Genomic DNA, 23,571 nt, shown 5'->3' with positions numbered 1-23,571 from the left:
GGCCAGGTTTCCTCACCGTCCCGAGAGTGAGGAGCGGAGGCGGGCCGCCCCGACCGCGGTCCGCCTCCGGGGATCCGGTCAGCCGTTCCCGATCTGGTCGACGATCTTCTTGGCGTCGTTGATCGGGATGGCGAACCCGATCCCGACGCTGCCTGCCGAAGAGTTCGGGCTGTAGAGCGCCGAGTTGATGCCGATCACCCGGCCCTGGCTGTCGACGAGCGCGCCGCCCGAGTTGCCCTGGTTGATCGAGGCGTCGGTCTGGATCGCGGTGTAGCTGGGCCCGGACGTGAGGTTCGAGGTCTGCCTGCTGAAAGGTGAGTTCTGCTGCTCGCCGTCGCCGCCTCCGACGTCGGAAAGCGGCCGGTTGAGCGCGCTGACGATGCCGGTGGTGACCGTGTTCTGCAGCCCGCCCGGCGATCCGATCGCGATGACCTGCTGCCCGACAGCGAGCTTGCTCGAATCGCCGAGCGTCGCGGCAGTGAGCCCGCTCGCGCCCTGCGCCTGCAGCACGGCGATGTCGCCCTTGGTGTCCGAGCCGACGACCTTCGCCTGGTACTTCTTCCCGTCCGATGTGGTGACCGTGACGGTCTGCGCACCCTGCACGACGTGCGCGTTGGTGAGGATGCGGCCATCGGAGGTGAGGATGACGCCCGATCCGATCGCCGTGCCCTTTCCGGTTGCGACGTTCACCTGAACAACACTGGGCACCACCTTCGCGGCGACGGCGCTGACGTCCCCGGAGGCCGTGGTGTTGCTGATGGTCTGCCCCGTTGCGGTGGACGACGCGGTGGTCGAGGACGCGCTGGAACCGCCCGTCAGCCCGACGATCGCCGCGCCAGCCCCGCCGCCAAGGAGGGCTGCGGCCAACGCGGTGGCTCCGACGAGGGCGGCCAGGCGGCCGGGGCGCTTCCGCGGACCGGCCAGGGCTGCGGGTGGTTGCGCGGGTTGTGGCATCGGTCCGTAGTACGGGGTCCCGGGCTGCTGATGCTGAGGCCTAAGTTCGTGTTGGGGCGTGCCGGGTTGGTCGTGCGCCGTCGCAGGCTGGTCGGGCACCGTGTCAGGCTGGGGATGCGCAGTGCCGGGCTGGTGGTGTTGAGCGCTGGGCTGGTGGTGCGGCGTCCCGGATTGGGCGTGCAGCGTCGTCCCGGGTTGGATGCGCGCCGTGCCGGGTTTGGGGTGCGGCGTCCCGGACTGGGGGTGCGCAATGCCGGGTTGGGGGTGCGGGGCACCGGACTGCGGGTGTGCGGCGCTCAGGTTCGGCAGGGGCGCGGTGTTCGGCCCGGACTGCACGGCGACACCCGGCTGGGGCACCTCGGCAGCGCCCGGCCCAGCGACTGGGGCCCCGCTGGGCGGCGGCGCGTCATTCGGCCCTGCCTGCCGAGCAGTCGCGGCCGTCTGCGGCCCGCCGAGCGCTCCGGCTTGGCCAGCAGGACCGGCTGTCGCATCACGCGGATGTCCCGGTCCAGCGGCGAACGGACTCGACCCGGCGGCCTGGTACTGGCCGTAATGCGCGCTGCTCTGGTGCGGCTGGTGCCCACCGGGTGTAGCGGGGCCGGGCCGGCTCTCGTTCTCGGTCATGAACCAAGACTCGCGCCCGCGCTTATGAACAGCCTGTGGAAAACCCTCAGGCTTTCCTGAGAAGAATCAGCTGAGAATCCTCAGTTGATTCTTCGGCAGTGCATCCTCGTCCGTGCCGTGCCGTGCCGTGCCGTGCCGTGCCGTGCCGTGCCGTGCCGTGCCGTGCCGTGCCGTGCCGTGCCGTGCCGTGCCGTGCCGTGCCGTGCCGTGCCGTGCCGTGCCGTGCCGTGCCGTGCCGTGCCGTGCCGTGCAACCAGCCCGCTAGACCCGCTGCCGCCCCCCGGCGCAGCATCAGCCCAGCTCGTCCGCAGCGTCAGCCCAACTCATCAAACCGGCCGCAGTGCACCTCCTTTCCCAGCCTCTAGGCCCATGGTCATCCACGCTTTCTCTTCCAACGCCGGTCAGTCGAAGAAACTCGGCACATCCAGCGCTCCTCCCGATCCCTCGAACTCGTCGTGCACGGCTTTGCGCAGCTCCGCGTCGGCGAGATAGTCGGCGGCGGTCAGAGCCAGCCCCAGCGCGCCGTCGACAACCGCCTGATCACCCGCCGGCGACCCGGCAGCCTCGGCGAATTCCTTGGTGTGCAACGCGACCGTCGGCCCGGACACCGCGATCATCGGGTGCAGTGCGGGCATGCGGTAGGACAAATTCCCGAGGTCGGTGCTCCCGGTCAGAAACTCCGGCACGATTCCCGGCGGCAGCGGTTTCCGCCCGGTGCCCTGTTGATTGACCGACCACCGGCCGGCCAGCGTCGTATTGAACCGGATCGGCAGGTACGCGGGCTGTGCGTCCCAGTGCAATTCCACCCCGCAGCCGGTCATTTCGGCTGCGCCGTGGGCGATCGCGGTCATTCGGCCGGCCAGGTCGCGCAGCGTCTCGGGATTCGCTGACCGGAGGTAGAACAACAGAGCCGCCCGCTCGGGGATCACATTCGGCCGTGCGCCGCCATCGGTGAAGATGCCGTGCACTCGGTCGCTCGACGGCAACTGTTGCCGCAGCGCGGACACTCCTTGGTAGGCCGCCACCGCCGCGTCGAGCGCGTTGCGTCCCATGAACGGCTGCGCCGAAGCATGTGCGCCGACTCCATGGAACACCATCTCGAGCTGCCGCCTGCCGAGGAACGGATGCAATGCGATGTCATGGCTGAACGGGTGCAGCATGATCACCGCATCGACATCGTCGAAAATCCCGGCTCGCGCGAGCGTTTCCTTGCCGCCACCGCCTTCCTCCGCGGGAGTGCCCACCAGCGACACCCGTCCGCCGAGCCGTTCGGCCACTGCCGCCGCACCGAGGAACCCGCCGGCTCCGGCGGTGCAAATAACGTTGTGCCCGCAGCCATGTCCCAGCCCAGGCAGCGCGTCGTATTCGGACAGGACCGCGATGTGCGGCCCCTTGTTGTCAGGGGTTCCGGTGCGCAACGCGGTGTCCAGCCCGCCGAGCCCGACGGTGACCTCGTGTCCGTGAGCTCGCAGCAATTCGGCGAGCGCGCCGACGGACCGGTGTTCCGCGAACCCTTCTTCGGGATGCGCATGCAGATCTTGGCTGAGCGCGACGAGCTCGTCGGCTCGGGCACGCACCTCGTCTTCAACCGCAGCACGGGTTTCCGCGTCAGCTCCCGCGTAATCGGAGCTGAGCGGTTCGGCGGCGGCCACGGCATCGGCGGTGGCTTCGATGAGGGAACGGAGGTGGCTGTCGTCGGGTGGGACGGGTGCGGCGTGGGTCATGCGGGGAATGCTATCCCCGAACCCCGACAGAAATGGATCACTGCACGTCAGACAGCCGACCGGAGACGAGCTGCGCGACGCCGAAGTACTGCTCGTGCACCTCGTCGAAGCCACGCGCACGCAAGCCGGCCGCGATCTCCCCGCGGTCGAACATGCGTTGTCCGCTGACAATTCCTCCTGCGGTGTCGGCGATCCGGGCGAGCTGGCAGTCGCGGCGAGCACTCGTGAGCAGGACGATCCGTCCGCCGGGACGCAGTATCCGGGCGAACGAATCGAGCGCGCGTTCCGGCTCGGTGAACATGTGCAGGGCGGCGAAACAACAGATAGCGTCCACAGTGGACGAAAGCAGCGGCGGCTCGACCGCGTCGGCGCGAAGGTAAGCCACGGTCGGCGAGTCAGTTTCTGCGACCGCGCGCGAAAGCATGCTCCGTGCGCCGTCCAGGCCGATCGCGAGTCCATCCGGACCGACCGCGTCCCCGAACGCGCGCGTGAACCGGCCCGTCCCGCACGCGACATCGAGCACGACGTGACCTGGCCGCAGCGCGAGCCGTTCGGAAGCGAGTGCGATCTCGTCGGTCATGCTCGGGCCCCCGGGGCCTTTGAGGACGCGGCCGAGCACGGGACGCCAGTAACGTTCGTAGACCTGGGGCAGCAGCGTGGTGCGCATGAGCCGCTGAGTGAGCCCGGTCGACGGGCCGGCCTGGGCCGCGTCGCCGAGCGTGTCGAGGAAGCCTTCGACTGCGGTGGCCGGCTCGCTGAGCAGGTCGGTGAGCCGTTGCTGGGTGCTTTGCTGCGGCACGGCGGTCCTCTCGATGGGGATACCGGCAGTATGCGGCATCAACGACTCGCTCGTTCGAGTGAAGATCTGTCCGATCATGCGTTCGACACCCGGCATTGTCGGTGCCGGTTCCTAACGTCGTCCGCACGGTCTCCGACCCGCGGAGACCAGCGAGGAGGACTGACTGATGACCGCACCGATCCTGCGCCCGATCGACCTGCCCACCGGCGAAATCGCCGTGCACGGGGCGTTCGACCTGAGTGCTGCTTCGCAGTGGCTGGCCGGGACAGGCCCGGCCGGATCCTTCTCCGCCGAACCAGGCGTGCTGCGAGTGGCGTTCCCGGTGGAGGGGACCTGGACCCATGCCGGGGCCGCGATCCGGCAGAGATCTCCGAGCACGGTCGAAGTCGGCGTGGCGGCTCCGGTGGAGATCGCCGCGCGAGTGGTCGCACAGGTGAGCCGGATGCTTTCGCTCGATGTCGACGAATCCGGGTTCGCTGAGGTCGCGAGTCGTGACTCGGTGGTCCGGCGGCTGCACTCCCGCCATAGCGGAGCACGCCCGGTGCTGTATTCGTCGCCGTATGAAGCGGCCTGCTGGGCCGTGCTCACGCAAGGAATGCGGGTTCCGCAGGCGATGCGGTTGCGCGAGCAGCTCGCTGTGCGACATGGCCGTCAGGTGGGCGACGACGGGCCGTTTTCCTTTCCCCCGCCGCAGATTCTGGCCGAACTGGGTGACGAGCCGTCGGTGGGGCCGTTCCGGCTTGCCCGCCTTCGAGCTGTCGCGCGGGCAGCGGCGGACGGCCGCCTGGACACCGAAGAGCTGCTGGCCCTGCCGATCTCCGACGCGATGACCCGGCTGTGTGCGATCCCGGGCATCGGAGCGTTCTCCGCAGAGCAGATCCTGCTGCACGGCGCGGGACATCCTGATCTCTTTCCCCGGCTGGACACGCAGCTCCACCAGATTCTGTGCGCGGAGTACGCGTTGCCTCCCGACACGCCGCCGGACGAGCTTGAACCGCTGGCCGAGGACTGGCGTCCGTATCGGTCGTGGGTCGCCCATCTGTTCCGGCTCGATCGGCGGCGGGCGGCGGCATCTGGGGAGGTGGCGGACTGAGCGGTGCTCGAAAGTAGCGGATCGACAGGAGGGAGACGTCATGGAGTGAGGGCCGCGTCCCATACCGAATCGCGGTCGACGGTTGTCGCCTGGGCACTCACAGCAGCCAAATAGTGCCTGTGGTGAGGTGTCCGCGTGACTACGCCTGCACTCGCCGTCTCGACTGTGCTCAGTGCTCGACCGGGCACCGGGGAAATCTCCGGTGCGGCCATGGCAGCGGGCACTGGGACAGTCGGCGCGGCGCTGGAACAGGCGAACACGCCGAGCGTCATCACGTTGGTCACGGGCGGTATCGCGTTGCTGGTGGTGCTGGCCGGCGGGACGCCGTGGCGGTTCGCCCGCAACGTCATCACGATCGTGCACGAAGCGGGCCACGCGCTGGCCGCGGTGACGGTCGGACGGCGGCTGCGGTCGATCCGGCTGCATTCGGACACCTCCGGAGTCACCGTGTCGCGAGGCAAGCCTGAGGGACCGGGCATGGCGTTCACGGCCTTGGCCGGGTACATCGCGCCGTCGGTCCTGGGACTGGTGTTCGCGAGCCTCGTCGGAGCGGACCTGATCACCACGGTGCTCGTGCTGGTCGCGTTGCTGCTGCTGGGTGTGCTGATCATGGTGCGCAACGCCTACGGCGTGTTCACGGTGGTGGCGAGCGCTGCCGTGCTCGGGCTTGTGGCTCTGGTCGCGCCGAAGGTGGTGCAGGCGCCGTTTGTGTATCTGCTGACCTGGTTCCTGCTGTTCGGCGGGGTTCGGCCGGTGATGGAGCTTCAGCTGAAACGGCGACGTGGCCATGCGCGGGACTCCGACGCCGACCAGCTGAGCCGGTTGACCGCCGTGCCCGCGGTGTTGTGGGTGCTGGTGTTCGGCGTGCTCACGGTGAGCTGTGTCATCGCGGGCGGGCTGTGGCTGCTGCAGCCACTGGCGTTATGAGGCGGCCGTTGCGGTTCTGGCTTGCGGTTGGCTTGCTGCCTTGAGGTGACGCGGGTCGACTGCTCGGTGGCGTCGTGTGACGGCGCGGGATCGCTGCGTTGCGGCGGAGCCAGTGGTGGTTCGGCGGTGGCGTCCGCGGACGTCGGGCTGCGGCGGAGTGGCCGACAGCTGGGCGGAGCGGCTGGTGGTTCGTCGCAGCGGCCAGTGGCTGAGCGGAGCAGCCAGTAGTTCGGTACAGCGGCCCGTGGGGTGCACCGGCCGGTGGTTGGGCGGAGTGGCTGGCGGTTGGGCGCGGCGGCCGGTGGTTGGGCGCGGCGGCCGGTGGTTCGGCGGCGCGGCTGGCGGTTGGGCGCGACGGCTGGTGGTTCGGCGGCGCGGCTGGCGGTTGGGCAGTGCGGCCGGTGCTCCGGCGGAGCCGGTGGTCGGCGTGCCAGTCAGTGCCAGCGGCGGTAGGCCGCGGGAGAGACGCCGTCGTCGGGAGTGGTGGCGTTGTCGACCATGTGGCCTACCAGGAGACTGCGGCCGCGAGTGTCCCGAGGGCTGAGCCCGTCGTCTCCCGATGTGGGCGGTACGGCAGACTGGACGTCTGCTGAGCCGCCGGAGGGAGACAGGCGATGGACGAGGTCGCGAAGGCCGTCGAGGAGTGTGCGCGGGCGGCGAAGGCGGCTGCGCCGTCGTTGGCTGCCGCCGGGGACGACGCGGTCGACGCGGCGCTCGTCGGGATGGCGGAGCGGCTCGTCGCGCACCGGGATGAGGTGCTCGAGGCCAACCGGGCCGACGTGGCCAAGGCTACGGCCGACGGGATGAGCGCCGGTCTGCTCGACCGGCTCACCATCACCCCCGAGCGGCTCGACGGGATGGCCTCGCAGCTGCGGTTGCTGGCTGGCGCGCCGCACCAGGAGCGGTCCGTCGACGTGTCCACGTTGGACGGTGGGCTGCGGCTGGTCGAGCGGCGGCGTCCCGTGGGCGTCATCGGCGCGAACTACGAGGCGCGGCCGAACGTGACGGTCGATGTGGCGTCGCAGCTGGTGAAGTCGCGCAACGGCGGCGTGCTGCGGACCGGGTCGGCGGCGCTGGGATCGGCGCAGCGGTTGCGGGATGTCGTGATCGCGCCTGCGCTCGAGGCCGCCGGGATCAGCCCGGACGTCGTGCAGCTGGTGCCGCGCGTGGAGCGCGAGGCGGCGTCGGCGCTGGTTCGGCTGCCTGGGCTCGTTCCGCTCGTCATCTTGCGCGGCAGCGGCGACAGCACGCGCGCGCTGGCGACTGAGGCTGCGGTGCACGGGGTGCGCACGTTGGCGCACGCCGATGGCGGCGGGGTGCTGTACGTCGATGTCGCGGCGGATGCGGACAAGGTCCGTGACCTGGTGTTCTCGAGCCTTGACCGGCTCGGCGTCTGCAACCGGCTGAACCTGCTGCTGATCCACGAGGACGTGCACGACACGGTGTGGCCGCAGATCGAGTCGGCTCTGGCCGAGCGCGGCGTCACCCCCTCGCTCGCGCCGCACGAGCACCCGATCGGCTACGAGTGGGCGCTGGACTCCGAGCGGGAGGCGACCGTCACCGTGGAGAAGGTCGGCGGGCTCGTCGACGCGGTCGAGATCGCGAACGAGCGCACGTCCGGGCTCGCCGCGGGGATCGCGACCGAGAACCCGGCGGCCGCGGAGCAGTTCTTCGACGGGTACACCGGGACGGGCGTGTTCTGGAACGCGCCGACCCGGCTGCTGGACGGCTTCAAGCTGCTCGCGGTGCCCGAGACCGGCATCAACCTCGACCGGGTGCCGGGGCCGCGCGGGCCGGTGACCTACACCGACCTGTACGTCCGGCAGTACGCCGTGGTGCCTGCCTGACCTGGCCGGAGCACGATGAGCGGATGGGCACGATGACCGGGCGGCCGCACGTCCTGCTGTCCGCGGCGCAATCGCTGGACGGCTACCTCGACGACGCCGGCAGCACCCGTCTGCTCCTGTCCAACGAGGACGACTTCGCGGAGGTCGACCGGCTCCGCGCCGAGGCCGATGCGATCCTCGTCGGTGCGGGCACGGTGCGGGCCGACAACCCGCGGCTTCTTGTGCGCTCCGCCGAACTGCGCCGTGAGCGGGTCGCGGCGGGGCGGCCGGAGCAACCGGTCAAGGTGACGGTCACGAGCAGCGGCAAGCTGGACCCGGCGTCGCGGTTCTTCACCGTCGGCGACACCGAGAAGCTCGTCTACGCACCGCGGGGGAGCGCGGACAGCCTGAGCGCGGTCGCGACCGTGGTGGACGTCGGCAGTCCTCCACGGCTCGACCGCGTGCTGGACGACCTCGGCGCGCGAGGGATCCGGACGCTGCTCGTCGAGGGCGGCGGGGCAGTGCACACGCAGTTCCTCGACGCCGGGCTCGCCGACGAACTCCGGCTCGCGATCGCGCCGATCATGGTCGGCGACCCGCGAGCGCCGCGGTTTCTCGGGCCGGGTGCGTTCCCTCGACCTCTGGAACTGACGGAAGTGCGGCGGCTCGGGGACGTCGCGGTGCTGCGGTATCGCGTCGCGGCTGAACCGTCGTCGCTCGACCTGCTGCGGTTGCGGCAGGCCATCGACCTCGCCGACGAGTGTCCGCCGAGTTCGACGTTTCGCGTCGGCGCGGTCGTCGGGTTGCCGGACGGGACGGTGCTCGCCACCGGGCATTCGGGCGAGGGTGATCCGCGCAATCACGCGGAAGAAGCCGCGCTGTCGAAGCTCGATCCGCACGATCCGCGACTCGCCGACGCGACCATGTACAGCTCGCTCGAACCGTGCAGCGATCGCGCGTCCCATCCCAAAAGCTGCACGCAGCTGATCCTCGAAACGGCCATTCCACGAGTGGTGATGGCCTGGCGGGAACCGTCATTGTTCGTCGAGGCCGAAGGGGTCGAGCGGCTTGTCGCGGCCGGACGCCGGGTGATCGAAGTGCCGGCGTTGGCTTCGGAAGTCCGCCGGGCGAATACGCACCTGCCTGGCGTTCGTCCCTGATTCCTCAATACAGCTGACGGTTCGGGCGCTGCGGCACGGAATCCGCGGCGCAGCGCCCGATCGGGAAAATCAGCCGGTCAGCATGCTCCGTTGTCGGCCCAGACGCCCCATTGGCCGGTCGTGCCGGGTTCCTCACCCTGGGTCCACCATTTGGCGGTCCATTTGTGGCTGTTGTGCGCGACCACGGCGCCGCCGGTGTAGACCTGCGTTTTCTGCCATTCCGGTGCCGAACAGGTTCCCGGGGGATTTCCGGTCGGACTGGTCGAGCTCGTCGGCGGAGTGGTTTGCGGCGGGGTCGCCCCGGCGAACCGGGTGGTGAACTTCGTGAAATCCCAGTCGTTTTGCTGGACGTTCGAGCACACGCTGTTGTCGGTCGTCGTCGTGCATTGCCGGTCGCGGTTCACTGACCAGAAGGTGAACCGGCCGAGGTGGTGGCTCGTCGCGTAGTCGTAGACGGTCTGGAAATCGGAAACGTTGAAGTATTCCGACGAGTCGGATTTCCCGTTCATGCCCGAGAAACCCTCGTGCGAATACGCGGTGGCGCTGTCCCAGCCGAGGTGGCTTTCGAGCAACCCGTGGAACGCTTCCAACGCTGACACCTGCGACGCGCCGCCGCCGGTGAAGCCACCGTCGAACGGCATGATCGAAAAGTCGTTGGGGGAGAAGCCGATCGACTTCGCCTGGTCCAGCAGCTGGGTGCCGAACCAGCCGGTGCCCGCCGACGTGCCCGGCATGGTCACCGAGACGAACAGCCCGGGGTTGTCCGCCTGCAGTTTCTTCGCGGCGCCGAGTTCGTTCGCGATGGCGGCGGTGTTTTCGTACTCGGGTTCTTCGAGGTCGAAGTCGAGGGCTTTCAGGTTGTATTTCGTCACGACCTGCTGGTAGGCGGCGGCGGTCGCGTCGACGGTGCCGCAGGTCTGGCCCAGTTTCGTTCCGCCGTAGCCGCCGACCGAAACCGACACGTCGCCGCCGTTGCCGCGGATGCGGTTGATCGCGTCGCCGACGGTCGTGTCCGAGGAAACCGGCGAGGTGCCGTCCCAGGTGGGGCTGCATCCGCCGCCGTTGGGCGCGAGGATGAAGGCCAGCTGGAACGCCTTCTGCCCGGTCGCGTTCATGACGGTCACCGGGTCGGGCGGGTTGTTGCTCTGCGGCATGAGGTACGGCGCGGAGGCGTACCAGTTGTTGTCGAGGCCGGTCGAGGTCCCGGTCTGCGCATGGGCGGTCGCGGCCACGGCGGCCGCGGCCCCGGCCACGGTAACGGCGGCGACGAGTGTGGCGGCCAGTCTGCTTCGCTGCATCTGTCCTCCGGCGAGCATTCGGAAAATGAATGCGGTAAGCATTGGACTAGACCATTATGAAGTCAAGGTGCGGTCGGCTGCTCTTGTCCGGCCGGAGGCTGGTTCGGGAGATATGCCGGAATTCGGTGCGGCGGGTTCACCCTTGCGGCGCAACGGTTGTTCGCAAAGGGACGCGGACCGCGGAGCCGAGTGGTCCGCTCGGGAGCGGGGGCCCCCGGCGCGGCTGGGCTGGGGTGGGTGCGGCCAGAGCGTCGGATGAGACCCGCGGTGGTTGTTCGGGAGGCGGAGAGAAAGGGGGACGGTGATGGTGCGGTTGGAGTGGGCGGATGCCGCCGGGGCGTGGGTGGGGCGTGCGGTGCTTGGTCGGTGCGGGAGGAGTGAGGGGGAGGCGGTGGCGGTGCGGTTGGAGTGAGCGGGTGCGGCCTTAGCGCGGGATGGGGCCTGCGGTGGTTGGTCGGTGCGGGTGGAGTGAGGTGACGGTGACGGCACGGTCGGGCTGGCTGCGGGCAAGGACATGGGAGGGGGTTGGGCCTGCAGTGGTTGGTCGGGAGGCGGAGTGAGGGGGAGACGGTGACGGTGCGGCTGGAGTGGGCGGGTGCGGGCAGGGGCCGTCGGGTGGGGACTGCGGTCAGTGGTCGGCGGGAGAAGGGTGGGCGGTTTGGTGAGTGGTGGCGGGAGCAGTGCTGGTGGCGCGGTTGGGCGGGGAGGGCTTGGCGGTAGGGCGCGCGGGTGGGTCGTGCTTGTTCAAGCGGCTGGGCGAATTCTCCGCAGAGGAGTGGTGAGGGGGCTGCGGGACACGGATTGCTGACCGGTGTCCGAAGGAGGCAGCACGCGTGGTCTAACTGGGCTAACGGGTTCGTCAGGCGGGCGAGCGGTGTTGCCGTGGAGCGCGCTCATCTGCGCATGGCAAGGAGCGCGGTGCAGGCGACCGAGCGGACAGCCGGTGCGCGTGGAGGCGACGTGCCTGGGAGGGCACGGTAAAAGAAGACAGCGAGCGAATGGCCGAACTGGGATCAAGCATTGCCCTTGGCCAGCTCAGGGCGAGCCAGCTCAGGGCGAGTCAGCCGAGGGCGAGTCAGCCGAGGGCGAGTCAGCCGAGGGCAAGCCTGCCAAGGGCGAGCCAGCTCAGTCGTTCTCCAGATCGCCTTCCAAACTCAGGTAAACCTCGCGCATCTGCGCCATCAACTCCGGATCCGGCTCTTCCCACAATCCCCGGTCGGCGGCTTCCGTCAGGCGTTCGATGATTCCCCGCAGGGCCCATGGGTTCGCGTCGCGCAGGAACTGCTGGTTTTCCTCGTCCAGAACATACGACTGCGACAATTTCTCGTACATCCAGTCGCCCACAACACCGGCCGTGGCGTCGAAGCCGAAGAGGTAGTCCACGGTGGCCGCTAGTTCGAAGGCACCCTTGTAACCGTGGCGGCGCATGGCGGACAGCCACCGCGGGTTGACTACCCGGGCGCGGAAGACGCGGGCCGTTTCTTCGCCCAGGGTGCGGGTGCGGACGGCGTCGGGCGTGGTGGAGTCGCCGACGTAGGAAGCTGGAGCGGAGCCGGTCAGGGCGCGGACTGTGGCGATCATTCCGCCGTGGTATTGGAAATAGTCGTCCGAGTCGGCGATGTCGTGTTCGCGGGTATCCGTATTCTTCGCGGCTACGACGATGCGCTTGTACGACGATTCCATGTCCTGGCGTGCGGGGCGGCCGTCCAGGTCCCTGCCGTAGGCGTAGCCGCCCCAGACCGCGTAGACCTCGGCTAGATCTTTGTCGTCGCGCCAGTTTCCGGAGTCCATCAGGGGGAGCAGACCGGCTCCGTAGGCACCGGGTTTCGAGCCGAAGATGCGCGTGGTGGCTCGGCGATTGTCGCCGTGGGCGGCCAGATCCGCGTTGACGTGGGCGCGGACGTAGTTGGCGGATTCCGGTTCGTCCAGGGAAGCGGCCAGGCGGACGGCGTCGTCCAGCAGGGTGATGACGTGCGGGAAGGCATCGCGGAAGAAGCCGCTGATGCGGACTGTCACGTCGATCCTCGGGCGGCCCAGTTCGGACAGCGGAATCGGTTCGATGCCGGTCACGCGACGGGAGGCTTCGTCCCAGACTGGCTGAATGCCCAGCAGCGCGAGGACTTCGGCGGCATCGTCGCCGGAGGTGCGCATGGCGGAGGTGCCCCACACCGAGAGGCCGACGGACCGCGGCCAGTCGCCGGTGTCTTCGCGGTAGCGGCGGAGCAGGGAGTCCGCCAGGGCTTGGCCGGTTTCCCACGCCAGGCGGCTGGGGATGGCCTTCGGGTCGACCGTGTAGAAGTTCCGGCCGGTCGGCAGGACGTTGATCAAACCGCGCAAGGGGGAGCCGCTGGGGCCCGCGGGGATGTAGCCGCCGTCGAGAGCGTGCAGTACGGCGTCTACTTCGGACGAAGTGCCCGCCAGGCGGGGGACGATTTCGGTCGCGGCGAAGGTCAGGACGCGGGCGACTTCGGCGTCGAAAGTGCCCAGGACTTCGGTGACCACCGAGGAAACTGAAGAAGGGGACCACGAGTGGGTCTCCATGAGGGAGACCAGCGAGTGGGCGGTGGTTTCGATGGCGTCCACTTCGGACAGCGGGGCGTCCGAATTTTCCTTCAGGCCGAGGGCGGAGCGCAGGCCGGGGACGGCGCCTTGCTTGCCGCCCCACATTTGCTGGGCTCGGAGCATCGCCAGGACCAGGTTGACGCGTGCCTCGCCGACCGGGGCTTCGCCCAGGATGTGCAGGCCGTCGCGGATCTGGGCGTCCTTGACCTCGCACAGCCAGCCGTCGATGTGCAGCAGGAAGTCGTCGAATTCGGCGTCGTGCGGGCGTTCCTCGATGCCGAGGTCGTGGTCGAGTTTCGCGGCCTGGATGAGGGTCCAGATCTGGGCGCGGATCGCCGGGAGCTTCGCCGGGTCCATCGCGGCGATGTTGGCGTGTTCGTCCAGCAACTGCTCGAGACGGGCCAGGTCGCCATAAGACTCGGCGCGGGCCATCGGCGGGACCAGGTGGTCCACGATGGTCGCGTGCGCGCGGCGTTTCGCTTGTGCGCCTTCGCCCGGGTCGTTGATCAGGAACGGGTACACCAGCGGCAGGTTGCCCAGGACGGCGTCGGGCGCGCAGGCGGCGGAGAGACCGGCGGTCTTGCCGGGCAGCCATTCGAGCGAACCGTGCTTGCCGAGGTGGACGACGGCGTGCGCGCCGAATTCCTCTTCCAGCCAGCGGTAGGCGGCGAAGTAGTGGTGGCTCGGCGGCAGGTCCGGGTTGTGGTAGATCGCCACCGGGTTTTCGCCGAACCCGCGCGGCGGCTGGATCATCAGCACGACATTGCCCGACTGCAGCGACGCCAGGACGATGTCGCCCTCGGGGTTTGCCGACGTGTCGACATACAGCGAGCCCGGCGCGGGACCCCAGTGTTCTTCCATCGCTTCTCGCAACTCGACCGGCAAGGAAGCGAACCACGAGCGGTAGCGCGCCGCCGGGACGCGGATCGGGTTGCCGGACAGCTGTTCTTCGGTGAGCCATTCGGGGTCCTGGCCGCCCGCGGCGATCAGGGCGTGGATCAAGGCGTCGCCGTCCGGCTGGTCGGTCCCGGTCGGGTCGACGCCGGGGAAGGCGTCGGGGCCGAGGTCGTAGCCGCGTTCGCGCATGAGGCGCAGGAGTTTGATCGCCGACGCGGGGGTGTCGAGGCCGACCGCGTTGCCGACGCGCGAGTGCTTCGTCGGGTACGCGGACAGCATCAGGGCGATCCGGCGAGAAGCAGGCGGCGTGTGGCGGAGTCGCGCGTGCGCGAGAGCGATGCGGGCGACTCGGGAGGCGCGTTCGGCGTCGGCGATGTACCGGGGGAGGCCGTCGTCGTCGAATTCCTTGAAGGAGAACGGAACCGTGATGATCCGGCCGTCGAATTCCGGTACCGCCATCTGGTTGCCCGCGTCGAGAGGGGACAGCCCGTCGTCGCTGGCGGACCAGGTTTCGCGGTCGCTGGTCAGGCACAGCGCCTGCAGCACCGGGATGTCCAGCGCGGCCATTTCCGCGACGTCCCACGATTCGTCGTCCCCGCCCGCTCCGGCTTCCGACGGACGGGTGCCGCCCGCGGCCAGCACGGTGACCAGCAGGGCGTCGACCTTGCCGAGTTCGGCCATCATCTCCGGCGCGCGCGTGCGCAGGGACGCGGTGTGGACCGGCAGCGCCCGGCCGCCCGCGGATTCGACCGCGTCGGCCAGCGCGTGCACGAAACCGGTGTTCCCGGACAGGTGGTGCGCGCGGTAGTAGAGGATCCCGATGACCGGGCCGTCGTTCGAGGAAGGCGGCCGCGAAAGCACGCCCCACGACGGCAGTTCGGCGGGCGGTTCGAAGCCTTCGCCGGTGAGCAGCAGCGTGTCGGACAGGAACCGGTGCAGCTGCGTGAGGTTTTCCGGACCCCCCTGCGCGAGGTACAGATGCGCTTGCGCGGCGATCCCGGCCGGGGTGGTGGAGAGCTTCATCAGCTCCGCGTCCGGCGTCTGCTCGCCGCCGAGCACGACCACGTGCGCACCGGACGCGCGCAGCACGTCCAGGCCGTCCTGCCAGGTCCGCGGCGTGCCGAGGATCCGGACGACGACGATCGACGCGTCCTCCAGCAGCCCCGGGAGGTCCCCGAGCGGCAGCCGGGACGGGTTGCCGAGCCGGTAGTCCGCGCCGCTGGCCCGGGCGCTGAGCAGGTCGGTGTCCGAAGTGGACAGCAGCAGGATCACGGCGTTCCTCACTCGGGGTGTCCGCGCCCCGGGTCGTCGGGCACGCCGGCGGGAGTTCCTGGCTGCCGGCGGCCGCGCGGCCGCCGGTCACAGTGGCGGGACCGCCCCGGATTTCCACCGGGTTCCTCCGCGTGCCGACGCGTGTGCGCCCTTACTCTCGCCGGGCGCACCCGCGCCGTCAAGGTGAGCAGACCCTCACGCCGGCTTGCTCTCGTCCCCGATCCGCGGGAAGGGCGCGGTGGAGAAGAGCACTTCCACCGCGACCTCGAAGAACTCCGCGATCCGCAACGCCAGGTAGAGGCTCGGGCTGTACTCGCCGCGCTCCAGGTACCCGATCGTCTGGTAGTGCACGCCGAGCGCGTCCGCGAGCTGCCGGCGCGAGATGCCGCGTTCGGCGCGCAGCACCGCGATGCGGTTGTAGACGTTCTCGCTCACCGCGCCTCACACACGCTGAAGTGCCCTTTCCCTTCGCGCCGCCACCGACGACCCCGATTCGCGCCGGGCCATCCGCTTCAGCAGGATCGGGGCCAGCACCAATCCGATCACGGCCCACGCGAGCAGCACCCCCAGGGTCGCCCACGGCCGCCAGGACTGCCCGATCTCGACGACGACCGCCTGGTCCGGCAGCAGCGCCGAGCGCATGCCGAGGCCGAGCCAGTACATCGGGAAGACCTGCGCGACGTCCTGCAGCCAGACCGGCAGCGCGGTGATCGGGTAGAAGATCCCGGAGATCGCGCCGAGCCCGAGCATTGGCAGCATGACCAGGGCCAGCATCCGCGAATCCTGGATCAGCGAACCGACCGCCGCGCCGATCGGCATGGTCGCGACCAGGCCCGCGGCGAGCACCCACAGCAGGTTCAGCAGCGAGAAGAGCCCGTCCGGGGCCAGTCCGTCGAACAGGAACAGCGACGGCACCAGCATCACGACGATGCTCGCGACCTGGATCATCGAGAACGTCGTGACCTTGCCGACGAGGTAGCCGAACATCCCGTTCGGCGTCGCCTTCGCCCGCAGCAGCGTGCCGTCCTCGCGGTCGACGACCAGCGAGCCCGCGACGGCGGACAGGCCGTTGAAGACGAGACCCGCTCCGATCACGCTCGGCACCGTCGCGGTGCCCAGCGAGAACGAGGTGCCCGGCAGATGCGCGCCGCGCATGAAGAACAGGGTGCCGAAGATCATCGCCAGCCACACGAGCTGGCCGATCAGGTCGTCCCGGTTCGTCCACTGCTGGCGGAATTCGATGAACCCGCGGCGGAGCCCCGCCCGCGCCGCGGTCCGCTGCGCCGACGCCGTCATCGCACGCCCGCCAAGGTCGCCCCGGATTCCGCGCGCCGCACGAGCGTCAGGTAGGTCTCCTCCAGCGACGCGCGCCGGACCTCCAGGTCGGCGACCGCTTCGCCGTGCTGTTTGAACAACTCGTACACGTACTTCGTCGCCTCCGTGGTCGAGTGCACGAACCGCTGCCCGTCGACCGTCCAGCGCACCTCGGCCTCTCCGGCGATCTGCCTGCTCAGCTGGTCCGGCGACCCGTCGGCGACGATGTGGCCGCCGCTCAGGATCAGGATCCGGTCGGCGAGCTTCTCGGCCTCGTCGAGATCGTGCGTGGTGAGCAGGATCGTCGTGTCGTCGTCGGCGAGCCGGTGCACGAGCTCGTGGAAATCGCGCCTCGCCTGCGGATCGAACCCGGCCGTCGGCTCGTCGAGGAACAGCAGCTCGGGGCGGCCGACGATGCCGATCGCCACGTCCAGCCGGCGCCGCTGCCCGCCGGACAGCATCCGGATCTTCTTGCCCGCGTGCTCGGTCAGCCCGACCGCCTCGATCAGCTCGTCGGTGTCCCACGGGCGGCGGATCCGGGCGGTGGAGTACGGCGAGTAGAACGACCCGAGCAGGTCGAGCAGCTCGCGGACGCGCCATTTGCCGTGGTCGCGCCAGGACTGCAGGACGACCCCCAGCCGCGCCCGCCAGTCCTCGCCGCCCCGCGCCGGGTCGGTGCCCAGCACGGACACCTCGCCCGCGGACCGCATGCGGAACCCCTCGAGGATTTCGATCGTCGTGGTCTTGCCCGCCCCGTTCGGGCCGAGCAGGCACAGCACCTCGCCGCGGTGCGCGGTGAACGACGTGCCGTGCAGCACGTCGTTCGAGCCGTAGCGCATGCGTAGGCCTTCGACGCGGAGCACGGTGTCCGCTTGATCTCTCATTGGATGACCCCCATCCTGCCTGTGCGACCGAATGTAGCAGATGTACTACATATGAGAGCAAGTCTGTTGAATCCGCTCCGGGTTACAGTGAGCGCCATGTCCAGCCGCGTGCGCGCCGACGCCTGTCCCGGAGTCTTCGCGACGCACGACGCGGCGGACGGGCCGCTCGCGCGCGTCCGGCTGCCCGGCGGTGTCGTGACCGCGGATCGGTTGCGGGCGTTGGCCACCTGTGCGGAAGACCTCGGCGACGGCGACGTCCACCTGACCTCGCGGGCGAATGTCCAGCTGCGCGGAGTCCGTCGTCCGGGCTTGGCGGCGCGGCTGACAGAAGCCGGGCTGTTGCCGTCGCCTAGCCACGAACGTGTGCGGAACGTGCTGGCCTCGCCGTTGAGCGGGGTGCGCGGCGGGCTCGCGGACGTCCGGGGGCTCTCCACGACGCTCGACCGGGAGCTGTGCGCGCGGCCATCACTTGCTGAGTTGCCGGGACGGTTCCTGTTCGGTTTCGACGACGGACGCGGCGACGTCGTGGGCACGGATGTCTGCTGGCGCGCGGTCGGCCCGATGACGGGTGTGGTGCTGTTGGCGGGAGCTGATTCCGGCTGGCTGGTATCGCGGGACGACGCGGTGTCTGCGCTGCTCACGGTGGCGGAAACGTTTGCGCGCACGCGCGGTTCGGCGTGGCGGATCGGGGAACTGGACGATCCTTCGGCGCTGCTGCCGGACGGCCCGCGCGAAGCTCCGCGGGAACGTCCGACGCGGATCGACCCGACCGTCGGCCGCATCCAGCGCGACGACGGCGGCGAGGCGGTGGGGGTCGCGCCGAGGTTCGGGCAGTTGACCGCCGCCCAGTTGCGCACCCTTGCCGATTTCGGCGACGCCGTGGTCACGCCGTGGCGTTCGGTCCTGCTGCCCGGTGGTGCGGACGTCGAACGCCTGCACGCGGCCGGGCTTTCGACGGATCCGGCGACGGCGGAGCTTAGCGCGTGCATCGGCGCGCCGGGGTGTGCGAAGTCTCTCGCCGACGTCCGCTCCGACGCGGCGACACTGGTCGCGGACGGGGAGCGGGTGCACGTCTCGGGCTGTGCACGGCGGTGCGGACGACCGTCCGGCGCCCACCGCGACGTCGTCGCCGAACCCGGCGGCTACCGTGTCGACGGACGCTGGACCCCGGCGTCCGAGTTGGCGGATGCGTTGGCGAGAAAGGGACCTTCGTGATCGACTACCTGCGGGACGGGGCCGAGATCTACCGGCACTCGTTCGCCACGATCCGCGAAGAGGCGGACCTGGCGATCCTGCCCGACGACGTCGCGGGCGTCGCGGTCCGGATGATTCACTCCTGCGGCATGGTCGACCTCGTCGACGACCTGCGCTACTCGCTCGACGTGGTCGAGGCGGGCCGCGCCGCGCTGGAGGCGGGCGCGCCGATCCTGTGCGACGCGAAGATGATCGCCAGCGGCATCACGCGCAAACGGCTGCCCGCGGCGAACGACGTCGTGTGCACTTTGGACGACCCGAGCGTGCCCGGACTGGCCGAACGGCTCGGCACCACGCGGTCGGCCGCCGCGCTGGAGCTGTGGCGCGACCGGCTTCCCGGTTCGGTGGTGGCGATCGGCAACGCGCCGACCGCGCTGTTCCGGTTGCTGGAGCTCCTGGACGAGGGCATCGGCGCACCGGCCGCGATCATCGGCGTGCCAGTCGGATTTGTCGGCGCGGCTGAGTCCAAAGTGGAATTGGCGAAGCGCGCGCCCGCGCCGTACCTGGTCGTGCACGGCCGGCGCGGCGGCAGTGCGATGGCCGTCGGCGCCGTGAACGCGATTGCGAGCGCGGTCGAATGACGGGGCGGCTCTACGGCGTCGGGCTGGGCCCCGGCGATCCGGAATTGATGACGGTCAAAGCGGCGCGGCTGATCGGCGAGGCGGATGTCATCGCCTACCACAGCGCGCGGCACGGGCGCAGCATCGCGCGGTCGGTGGCCGAGCCGTATCTGCGTGAGGGCCAGCTGGAAGAGCGGCTGGTCTACCCGGTCACCACCGAGACCACTGATCATCCCGGCGGCTACGAAGGCGCGATCGCCGATTTCTACGAGCTGAGCGCGAAGAAGCTCGCCGAGCATCTCGACGCCGGGCGTGACGTGGTGCTGTTGTGCGAGGGCGATCCGTTCTTCTACGGCTCCTACATGTACATGCACGAGCGGCTCGCCGGACGGTTCGAGGCCGAGGTGGTGCCCGGCGTGACGTCGGTGAGCGCGGCGGCGTCGGTGCTCGGCCGTCCGCTGGTGCAGCGCGACGAAGTGCTCACCGTGTTGCCGGGGACGTTGCCAGCGCCCGAATTGGCGCGCCGGCTGGCGGACACCGAAGCGGCGGCAGTGCTGAAACTCGGCCGTACCTTCGGTTCGGTGCGGGATGCGCTCGCGGAGTCGGGCAAACTCGACGACGCCTGGTACGTCGAGCGCGCGACCTGGGGACAGCAGCGGGTGGAGCCGTTCGCGGACGTCGATCCGGAATCGGTGCCGTATTTCTCCTTGGCACTGCTGCCCAGTCCGGCCTACAAATCGCGGGTGGAGGGTGAGCCCGCGATTGCTCCTGCGGCACCGGCGGAAGGCGGCGAGGTCGTTGTTGTCGGGCTCGGCCCGGCCGGACCGGAGTGGCTGACGCCGGAAGCATCGGCGGAACTGGCGGCGGCGGACCACATCGTCGGCTACGGGCCGTATGTCGCGCGGGTTCCGCAGCGGGCGGGACAGCAGCGGCACGCGTCGGGGAACCGGGTCGAGGCGGACCGGGCGGTCGAGGCGTTGCAGCTGGCCGCGACCGGCGCGCGGGTGGCCGTGGTGTCGTCCGGCGATCCGGGTGTGTTCGCGATGGCTTCGGCGGTGCTGGAACAGGTTTCCGCCGGGAACGGTGCCGGCGCGCGGGTGCGGATCGTGCCCGGAGTGACGGCGGCGCAGGCTGCTGCGTCGCGGGTCGGTGCGCCGCTCGGGCACGACTATTGCGTGTTGTCCCTTTCGGACCGGTTGAAGCCGTGGGAGATCATCGAACGGCGGCTGGACGCCGCTGGTGCGGCCGATTTGGTGCTGGCGCTGTACAACCCGGCTTCGCGGACGCGCGTGACTCAGCTGGCGAACGCGCGGGAAGTCCTGCTGCGGCACCGGGAGCCGGGGACACCGGTGGTGGTTGCCCGGGACGTCGGCGGGCCGGAGGAAGACATCCGGGTCACCACGCTGGGCGAGCTTGATCCGTCCACAGTGGACATGCGGTGCCTGCTCATCGTGGGCTCCTCGCGCACCGTGGTGGAGGAAGGCCCGGACGGGCAGTCGACCGTGTGGACGCCGCGGAGCTATTCCTGACCCTCGCGCAGCAGCCGCTCCGCCTCGGCGAGGTGGCGGGTGAGTTCTTTCCGTTGTGCGGCACTGAGTTTCGGTGCGTGCGCGGCGAGGGCTGAGGCGATCGAACCGTCCGCGCGAGTGCGGAACATCGCGCGCGCGGACGGTTCGATCTCCAGCCGTGATTTGCGCCGGTCCTTCTCGTCGGGCCGGACCTGCATGATTCCCGCGTCCGCCATGCGATGCGTGATCCGGGAAACGAGGCTTTGCGCGAGCCCGGTCCGGCGCGTCACGTCGCTGATCGTCGCGCCCGGATTGCGCGAAACATCCTCGATCACCGCCAGTTCGCCCGCGTTGACCTGATCCGCTCCGGTGTTTCCGGTGCTGGTCAGGGCGATCTCGCGCAGGGTGCGGGCGAGGCGGTGCAGGTCGGCGGCGCGCATGGCTCTATTCAATCACTGGTGATACATTCGGAGAAGTATCACTAGTGATGGAGTTGACGATGGTCGACGACGTGCTGATCGTGGTCGCGGTCGGGATCCTGATCGTGCGGCAGTTCCAGTGGCGCTCCGCCGAACCGCGGCGGATGCTGCTGTTGCCGTTGCTGCTGATCGCGGTGGGGCTGGTTTACCTCGGGTTCGAAGTCCGCGGGCTCCAGCGAGCCGACTGGCTGCTTGTTGGCGAACTCGTCCTGGTCGCGGGGACCGGCACCGCGATGGGTTGCGTGACGCGGTTCCGGCGGGCCGGAGGGCTGCAATACCGGCTCACCGGCGCGGGAATCGTGCTGTGGGCGGTCTTTCTGGCGATCCGCATCGGCTCGTTCGCGCTGGCCAGTGTCCTCGGCGCGCAACTGCTCGACGCGACTGGGCTGATCCTCGTCTCGTTCGGCGTCAACCGGCTCGCGGCGAGTCTCGTAGTGCGGCATCGGATTGCCCATGGTGGAGATAAAACCCTGGCGTATGACCAAGGGAGCGCCGGAACACGTCGATGAACGCGCTGGTGGTCGCGAATCCGCACAACTGCGCCACCGACGTCACGGAGCGGCCCTCCACGAGCAGCCGCAATGCGTGATAGAGCCGGAGTTGCGTGCGCCACTGCGGAAACGTCATGCCGGTGTCCGTGCGGAACAGCCGGGTCAGCGTCCGGCCGCTGACGCCGACAACGCGGCCCAGCGCTTCGAGACTGCGCGAGTCGGACGGATCTTCCTCCAGCAACTGGCACACGGCGATCAGCCTCGGATCCCGCGCGGCGGGCACCTGTACCGGACGTTCCGGCGCGAGGGTGAGCTGATCGAACAACACCGCCCGCATCCGTTGCCCGGCAGGGGTTGAGCGGTCCTCGCCGAGTTCGGTGTACGCGATCAGCAGTTCCCGTAACAACGGGGTGACGGCGAGCGCGGTCGGCTCGGTGACCGGCAACGGGCTCAGCTCCTGCGGAAAGCCGAACAGATGCACCCGCGTGACGCCGTAAGCGCGGTGGGAATGCACGGTGCCCGCCGGAATCCACAGCGCCCGGTGCGCGGGCGCGATCCACCGCGACCGGTCCGTGTGCACTGCCAGAACGCCGCTGCTGGCATAGACGACCTGGTGCTCGTCGTGCCAGTGCTCAGCGATGCTCGAGGTCGCGGCCAGGTCCCGGATGTCCGTCGGCGCGGTCGGGAGGTGGCTGGAAATCGACACAACTCGGCATAATAACGGAATCGCGAAGGGCGTCCCGGGTCTGACGATGATCGGGTGACGACCACACTCCCCGCTCCCGTCCATCCCGCATGCTGGCCGATGCCGCTGATGGTGCTCGGCCACGCCGTCGACGACCTTTACCAGGGCGCAGTCCCCGCGCTCGTCCCGTTTCTCGTCGCCGAACGGCATTACGGTTACCTCGCCGCGGCCGGGATCACGGTGGCCGCGACGCTGTTGTCCTCGGTGGTCCAGCCGCTGTTCGGCGTGCTGACCGACCGGCGGCCGATGCCGTGGCTGGTGCCGGTCGGGATGACCGTCGCCGGTGCCGGGATCGGACTCTCCGGGCTCGCCGATTCCTATGCGCTGACCTGGCTCGCGATCGCGCTGTCCGGCCTCGGCGTCGCCGCGTACCACCCGGAATCGGCGCGGATCGCCCGTCGGCTCGCCGGGAACGGGCACGTCGGGATGAGCTGGTTTTCCTTGGGCGGCAATGTCGGTTTCGCGCTCGGGCCGATTCTCGTCGCGCCGGTGCTGCAGGCAGGCGGCCTTGGCGCGACGCCGTACCTGGTGCTGCCCGCGCTCGTCGCCGGCGTGGTCATCGCCGCGTTGTTCCGCCGGATGCACCACCTGCAGTCCGCAGTGCGGCACCGGGCGCAGGCCGGGCGCGACGATTGGCGTCAGTTCGGCTGGCTGACCATCGTGGTCGTCGGGCGCTCCATCGCGGCCTTCTCGCTCAACACCTTCCTCGCCCTCTGGGTCACGCAGCGAACCGGCAGCGTGTTCGCCGGGGAAGCGGCACTGGTGGTGCTGTTCGGGGTCGGCGCGCTGGGCACCTTGCTCGGCGGGGTGCTGGCCGGACGATGGGGGCGGACCCGGACGGTCCGCGTCTCGTACACGGTGGCGGTGCCCGCGGTCGCCGGGATCGCGCTCGTGCCGGGGTACGGCGTGTTTCCGCTGGTCGCGCTCGCGGCGTTGGCCTTGTACGCGCCGTTCTCGCTGCACGTGACGCTGGGGCAGGACTACTTGCCGAACCGGCTGGGCACCGCCAGCGGCGTGACGCTGGGGCTGGTGGTGAGCGTCGGCGGGGTGGTCGCGCCCGCAGTGGGGGCGCTCGCGAACGCGGTCGGGTTGCGGTGGGCGTTGCTGGCGCTGGCGGTGCTGCCGGCGGTGTCAGTGGCCGCGGCGCGGAGATTGCGGGAGCCGTCGTGAGTGGCAATCCCGGTGAGAACCGCGATTGCC

The 23,571-nt window shown here is 69.8% G+C and carries 19 protein-coding genes and 1 riboswitch; of the genes, 9 read left to right on the top strand and 10 right to left on the bottom strand.

Annotated features, from left to right (window positions below; translation table 11 throughout):
• Positions 1-78 precede the first annotated feature (78 nt).
• The 3 genes from ATK30_RS04940 to ATK30_RS04925 form a co-directional block, all read right to left on the bottom strand.
• Complete coding sequence (locus ATK30_RS04940) at positions 79-1,053, bottom strand: S1C family serine protease (RefSeq protein ID WP_244194520.1); 975 nt, start codon at positions 1,051-1,053, stop codon at positions 79-81.
• Positions 1,054-1,979: 926 nt separating this feature from the next.
• Positions 1,980-3,302: a M20 family metallopeptidase gene (locus ATK30_RS04930; protein ID WP_101434539.1), complete on the bottom strand. Its 1,323-nt coding sequence runs from the start codon at positions 3,300-3,302 to the stop codon at positions 1,980-1,982.
• 37 nt (positions 3,303-3,339) lie between these two features.
• Positions 3,340-4,101: a class I SAM-dependent methyltransferase gene (locus tag ATK30_RS04925; RefSeq protein WP_244194519.1), complete on the bottom strand. Its 762-nt coding sequence runs from the start codon at positions 4,099-4,101 to the stop codon at positions 3,340-3,342.
• A gap of 166 nt (positions 4,102-4,267) precedes the next feature.
• Between ATK30_RS04925 and ATK30_RS04920 the strand changes: the two genes are divergently transcribed.
• The 4 genes from ATK30_RS04920 to ATK30_RS04905 all read left to right on the top strand — a co-directional run bounded on the left by ATK30_RS04920 (position 4,268) and on the right by ATK30_RS04905 (position 9,107).
• Positions 4,268-5,194, top strand: coding sequence for a DNA-3-methyladenine glycosylase family protein (locus tag ATK30_RS04920; protein WP_101434538.1), 927 nt, complete (start codon positions 4,268-4,270; stop codon positions 5,192-5,194).
• A gap of 210 nt (positions 5,195-5,404) precedes the next feature.
• Complete coding sequence (locus ATK30_RS04915) at positions 5,405-6,121, top strand: M50 family metallopeptidase (protein ID WP_101434537.1); 717 nt, start codon at positions 5,405-5,407, stop codon at positions 6,119-6,121.
• A gap of 614 nt (positions 6,122-6,735) precedes the next feature.
• Positions 6,736-7,968 (top strand): aldehyde dehydrogenase family protein, encoded by a 1,233-nt coding sequence (locus tag ATK30_RS04910; RefSeq protein WP_101434536.1) that lies wholly within the window; start codon positions 6,736-6,738, stop codon positions 7,966-7,968.
• Between the two features lie 32 nt (positions 7,969-8,000).
• A complete protein-coding gene (locus ATK30_RS04905; RefSeq protein WP_167442118.1) occupies positions 8,001-9,107 on the top strand; it encodes a dihydrofolate reductase family protein in 1,107 nt (368 codons plus the stop codon).
• 77 nt (positions 9,108-9,184) lie between these two features.
• Here the strand turns inward: ATK30_RS04905 and ATK30_RS04900 are convergent, their stop codons facing one another.
• The 5 genes from ATK30_RS04900 to ATK30_RS04880 all read right to left on the bottom strand — a co-directional run bounded on the left by ATK30_RS04900 (position 9,185) and on the right by ATK30_RS04880 (position 17,334).
• Positions 9,185-10,405: a chitinase gene (locus ATK30_RS04900; protein ID WP_101434534.1), complete on the bottom strand. Its 1,221-nt coding sequence runs from the start codon at positions 10,403-10,405 to the stop codon at positions 9,185-9,187.
• A gap of 1,125 nt (positions 10,406-11,530) precedes the next feature.
• A complete protein-coding gene (cobN, locus tag ATK30_RS04895; protein ID WP_101434533.1) occupies positions 11,531-15,136 on the bottom strand; it encodes a cobaltochelatase subunit CobN in 3,606 nt (1,201 codons plus the stop codon).
• A 52-nt stretch (positions 15,137-15,188) separates the two neighbouring features.
• Positions 15,189-15,264, bottom strand: a riboswitch (cobalamin riboswitch).
• A 67-nt stretch (positions 15,265-15,331) separates the two neighbouring features.
• Positions 15,332-15,571 carry a helix-turn-helix transcriptional regulator gene (locus ATK30_RS04890; protein WP_037354504.1) on the bottom strand — a complete coding sequence of 80 codons (240 nt, stop codon included), beginning with the start codon at positions 15,569-15,571 and terminating at the stop codon, positions 15,332-15,334.
• A gap of 6 nt (positions 15,572-15,577) precedes the next feature.
• On the bottom strand, positions 15,578-16,432 hold the full coding sequence (locus ATK30_RS04885; RefSeq protein WP_101434532.1) for an ABC transporter permease: 855 nt from the start codon (positions 16,430-16,432) through the stop codon (positions 15,578-15,580).
• On the bottom strand, positions 16,429-17,334 hold the full coding sequence (locus ATK30_RS04880; RefSeq protein ID WP_101434531.1) for an ABC transporter ATP-binding protein: 906 nt from the start codon (positions 17,332-17,334) through the stop codon (positions 16,429-16,431). The genes ATK30_RS04885 and ATK30_RS04880 overlap by 4 nt, the downstream gene beginning before the upstream one ends.
• A 96-nt stretch (positions 17,335-17,430) precedes the next feature.
• Here ATK30_RS04880 and ATK30_RS04875 point away from each other — a divergent pair, with 96 nt between their 5' ends.
• The 3 genes from ATK30_RS04875 to ATK30_RS04865 are packed head-to-tail and all read left to right on the top strand — an operon-like array spanning position 17,431 to position 20,677.
• Complete coding sequence (locus ATK30_RS04875) at positions 17,431-18,549, top strand: precorrin-3B synthase (RefSeq protein WP_101434530.1); 1,119 nt, start codon at positions 17,431-17,433, stop codon at positions 18,547-18,549.
• A complete protein-coding gene (locus ATK30_RS04870) occupies positions 18,546-19,169 on the top strand; it encodes a precorrin-8X methylmutase (RefSeq protein WP_009081643.1) in 624 nt (207 codons plus the stop codon). Before ATK30_RS04875 ends, ATK30_RS04870 begins: the two co-directional genes overlap by 4 nt.
• Positions 19,166-20,677: a precorrin-2 C(20)-methyltransferase gene (locus ATK30_RS04865; RefSeq protein ID WP_101434529.1), complete on the top strand. Its 1,512-nt coding sequence runs from the start codon at positions 19,166-19,168 to the stop codon at positions 20,675-20,677. The genes ATK30_RS04870 and ATK30_RS04865 overlap by 4 nt, the downstream gene beginning before the upstream one ends.
• Here the strand turns inward: ATK30_RS04865 and ATK30_RS04860 are convergent.
• Positions 20,668-21,096: a MarR family winged helix-turn-helix transcriptional regulator gene (locus ATK30_RS04860; RefSeq protein ID WP_101434528.1), complete on the bottom strand. Its 429-nt coding sequence runs from the start codon at positions 21,094-21,096 to the stop codon at positions 20,668-20,670. The genes ATK30_RS04865 and ATK30_RS04860 overlap by 10 nt on opposite strands.
• A 47-nt stretch (positions 21,097-21,143) precedes the next feature.
• On the opposite strand from ATK30_RS04860, the gene ATK30_RS04855 reads away from it, so the two are divergent.
• The gene (locus ATK30_RS04855) at positions 21,144-21,644 is read left to right on the top strand and encodes a hypothetical protein (protein WP_101434527.1); all 501 of its coding nucleotides are present in this window, start codon (positions 21,144-21,146) and stop codon (positions 21,642-21,644) included.
• Here ATK30_RS04855 and ATK30_RS04850 read toward each other — a convergent pair.
• On the bottom strand, positions 21,544-22,332 hold the full coding sequence (locus ATK30_RS04850; protein ID WP_208637279.1) for an AraC family transcriptional regulator: 789 nt from the start codon (positions 22,330-22,332) through the stop codon (positions 21,544-21,546). The genes ATK30_RS04855 and ATK30_RS04850 overlap by 101 nt on opposite strands.
• 54 nt (positions 22,333-22,386) lie before the next feature.
• On the opposite strand from ATK30_RS04850, the gene ATK30_RS04845 reads away from it, so the two are divergent.
• Complete coding sequence (locus ATK30_RS04845; RefSeq protein ID WP_341867339.1) at positions 22,387-23,541, top strand: MFS transporter; 1,155 nt, start codon at positions 22,387-22,389, stop codon at positions 23,539-23,541.
• The last annotated feature ends 30 nt before the right edge of the window (positions 23,542-23,571 follow it).

This window comes from Amycolatopsis echigonensis (assembly GCF_002846615.1).
Taxonomy (GTDB): Bacteria; Actinomycetota; Actinomycetes; order Mycobacteriales; family Pseudonocardiaceae; genus Amycolatopsis; species Amycolatopsis echigonensis.
This window is presented reverse-complemented; position numbering and strand designations above follow the sequence as displayed.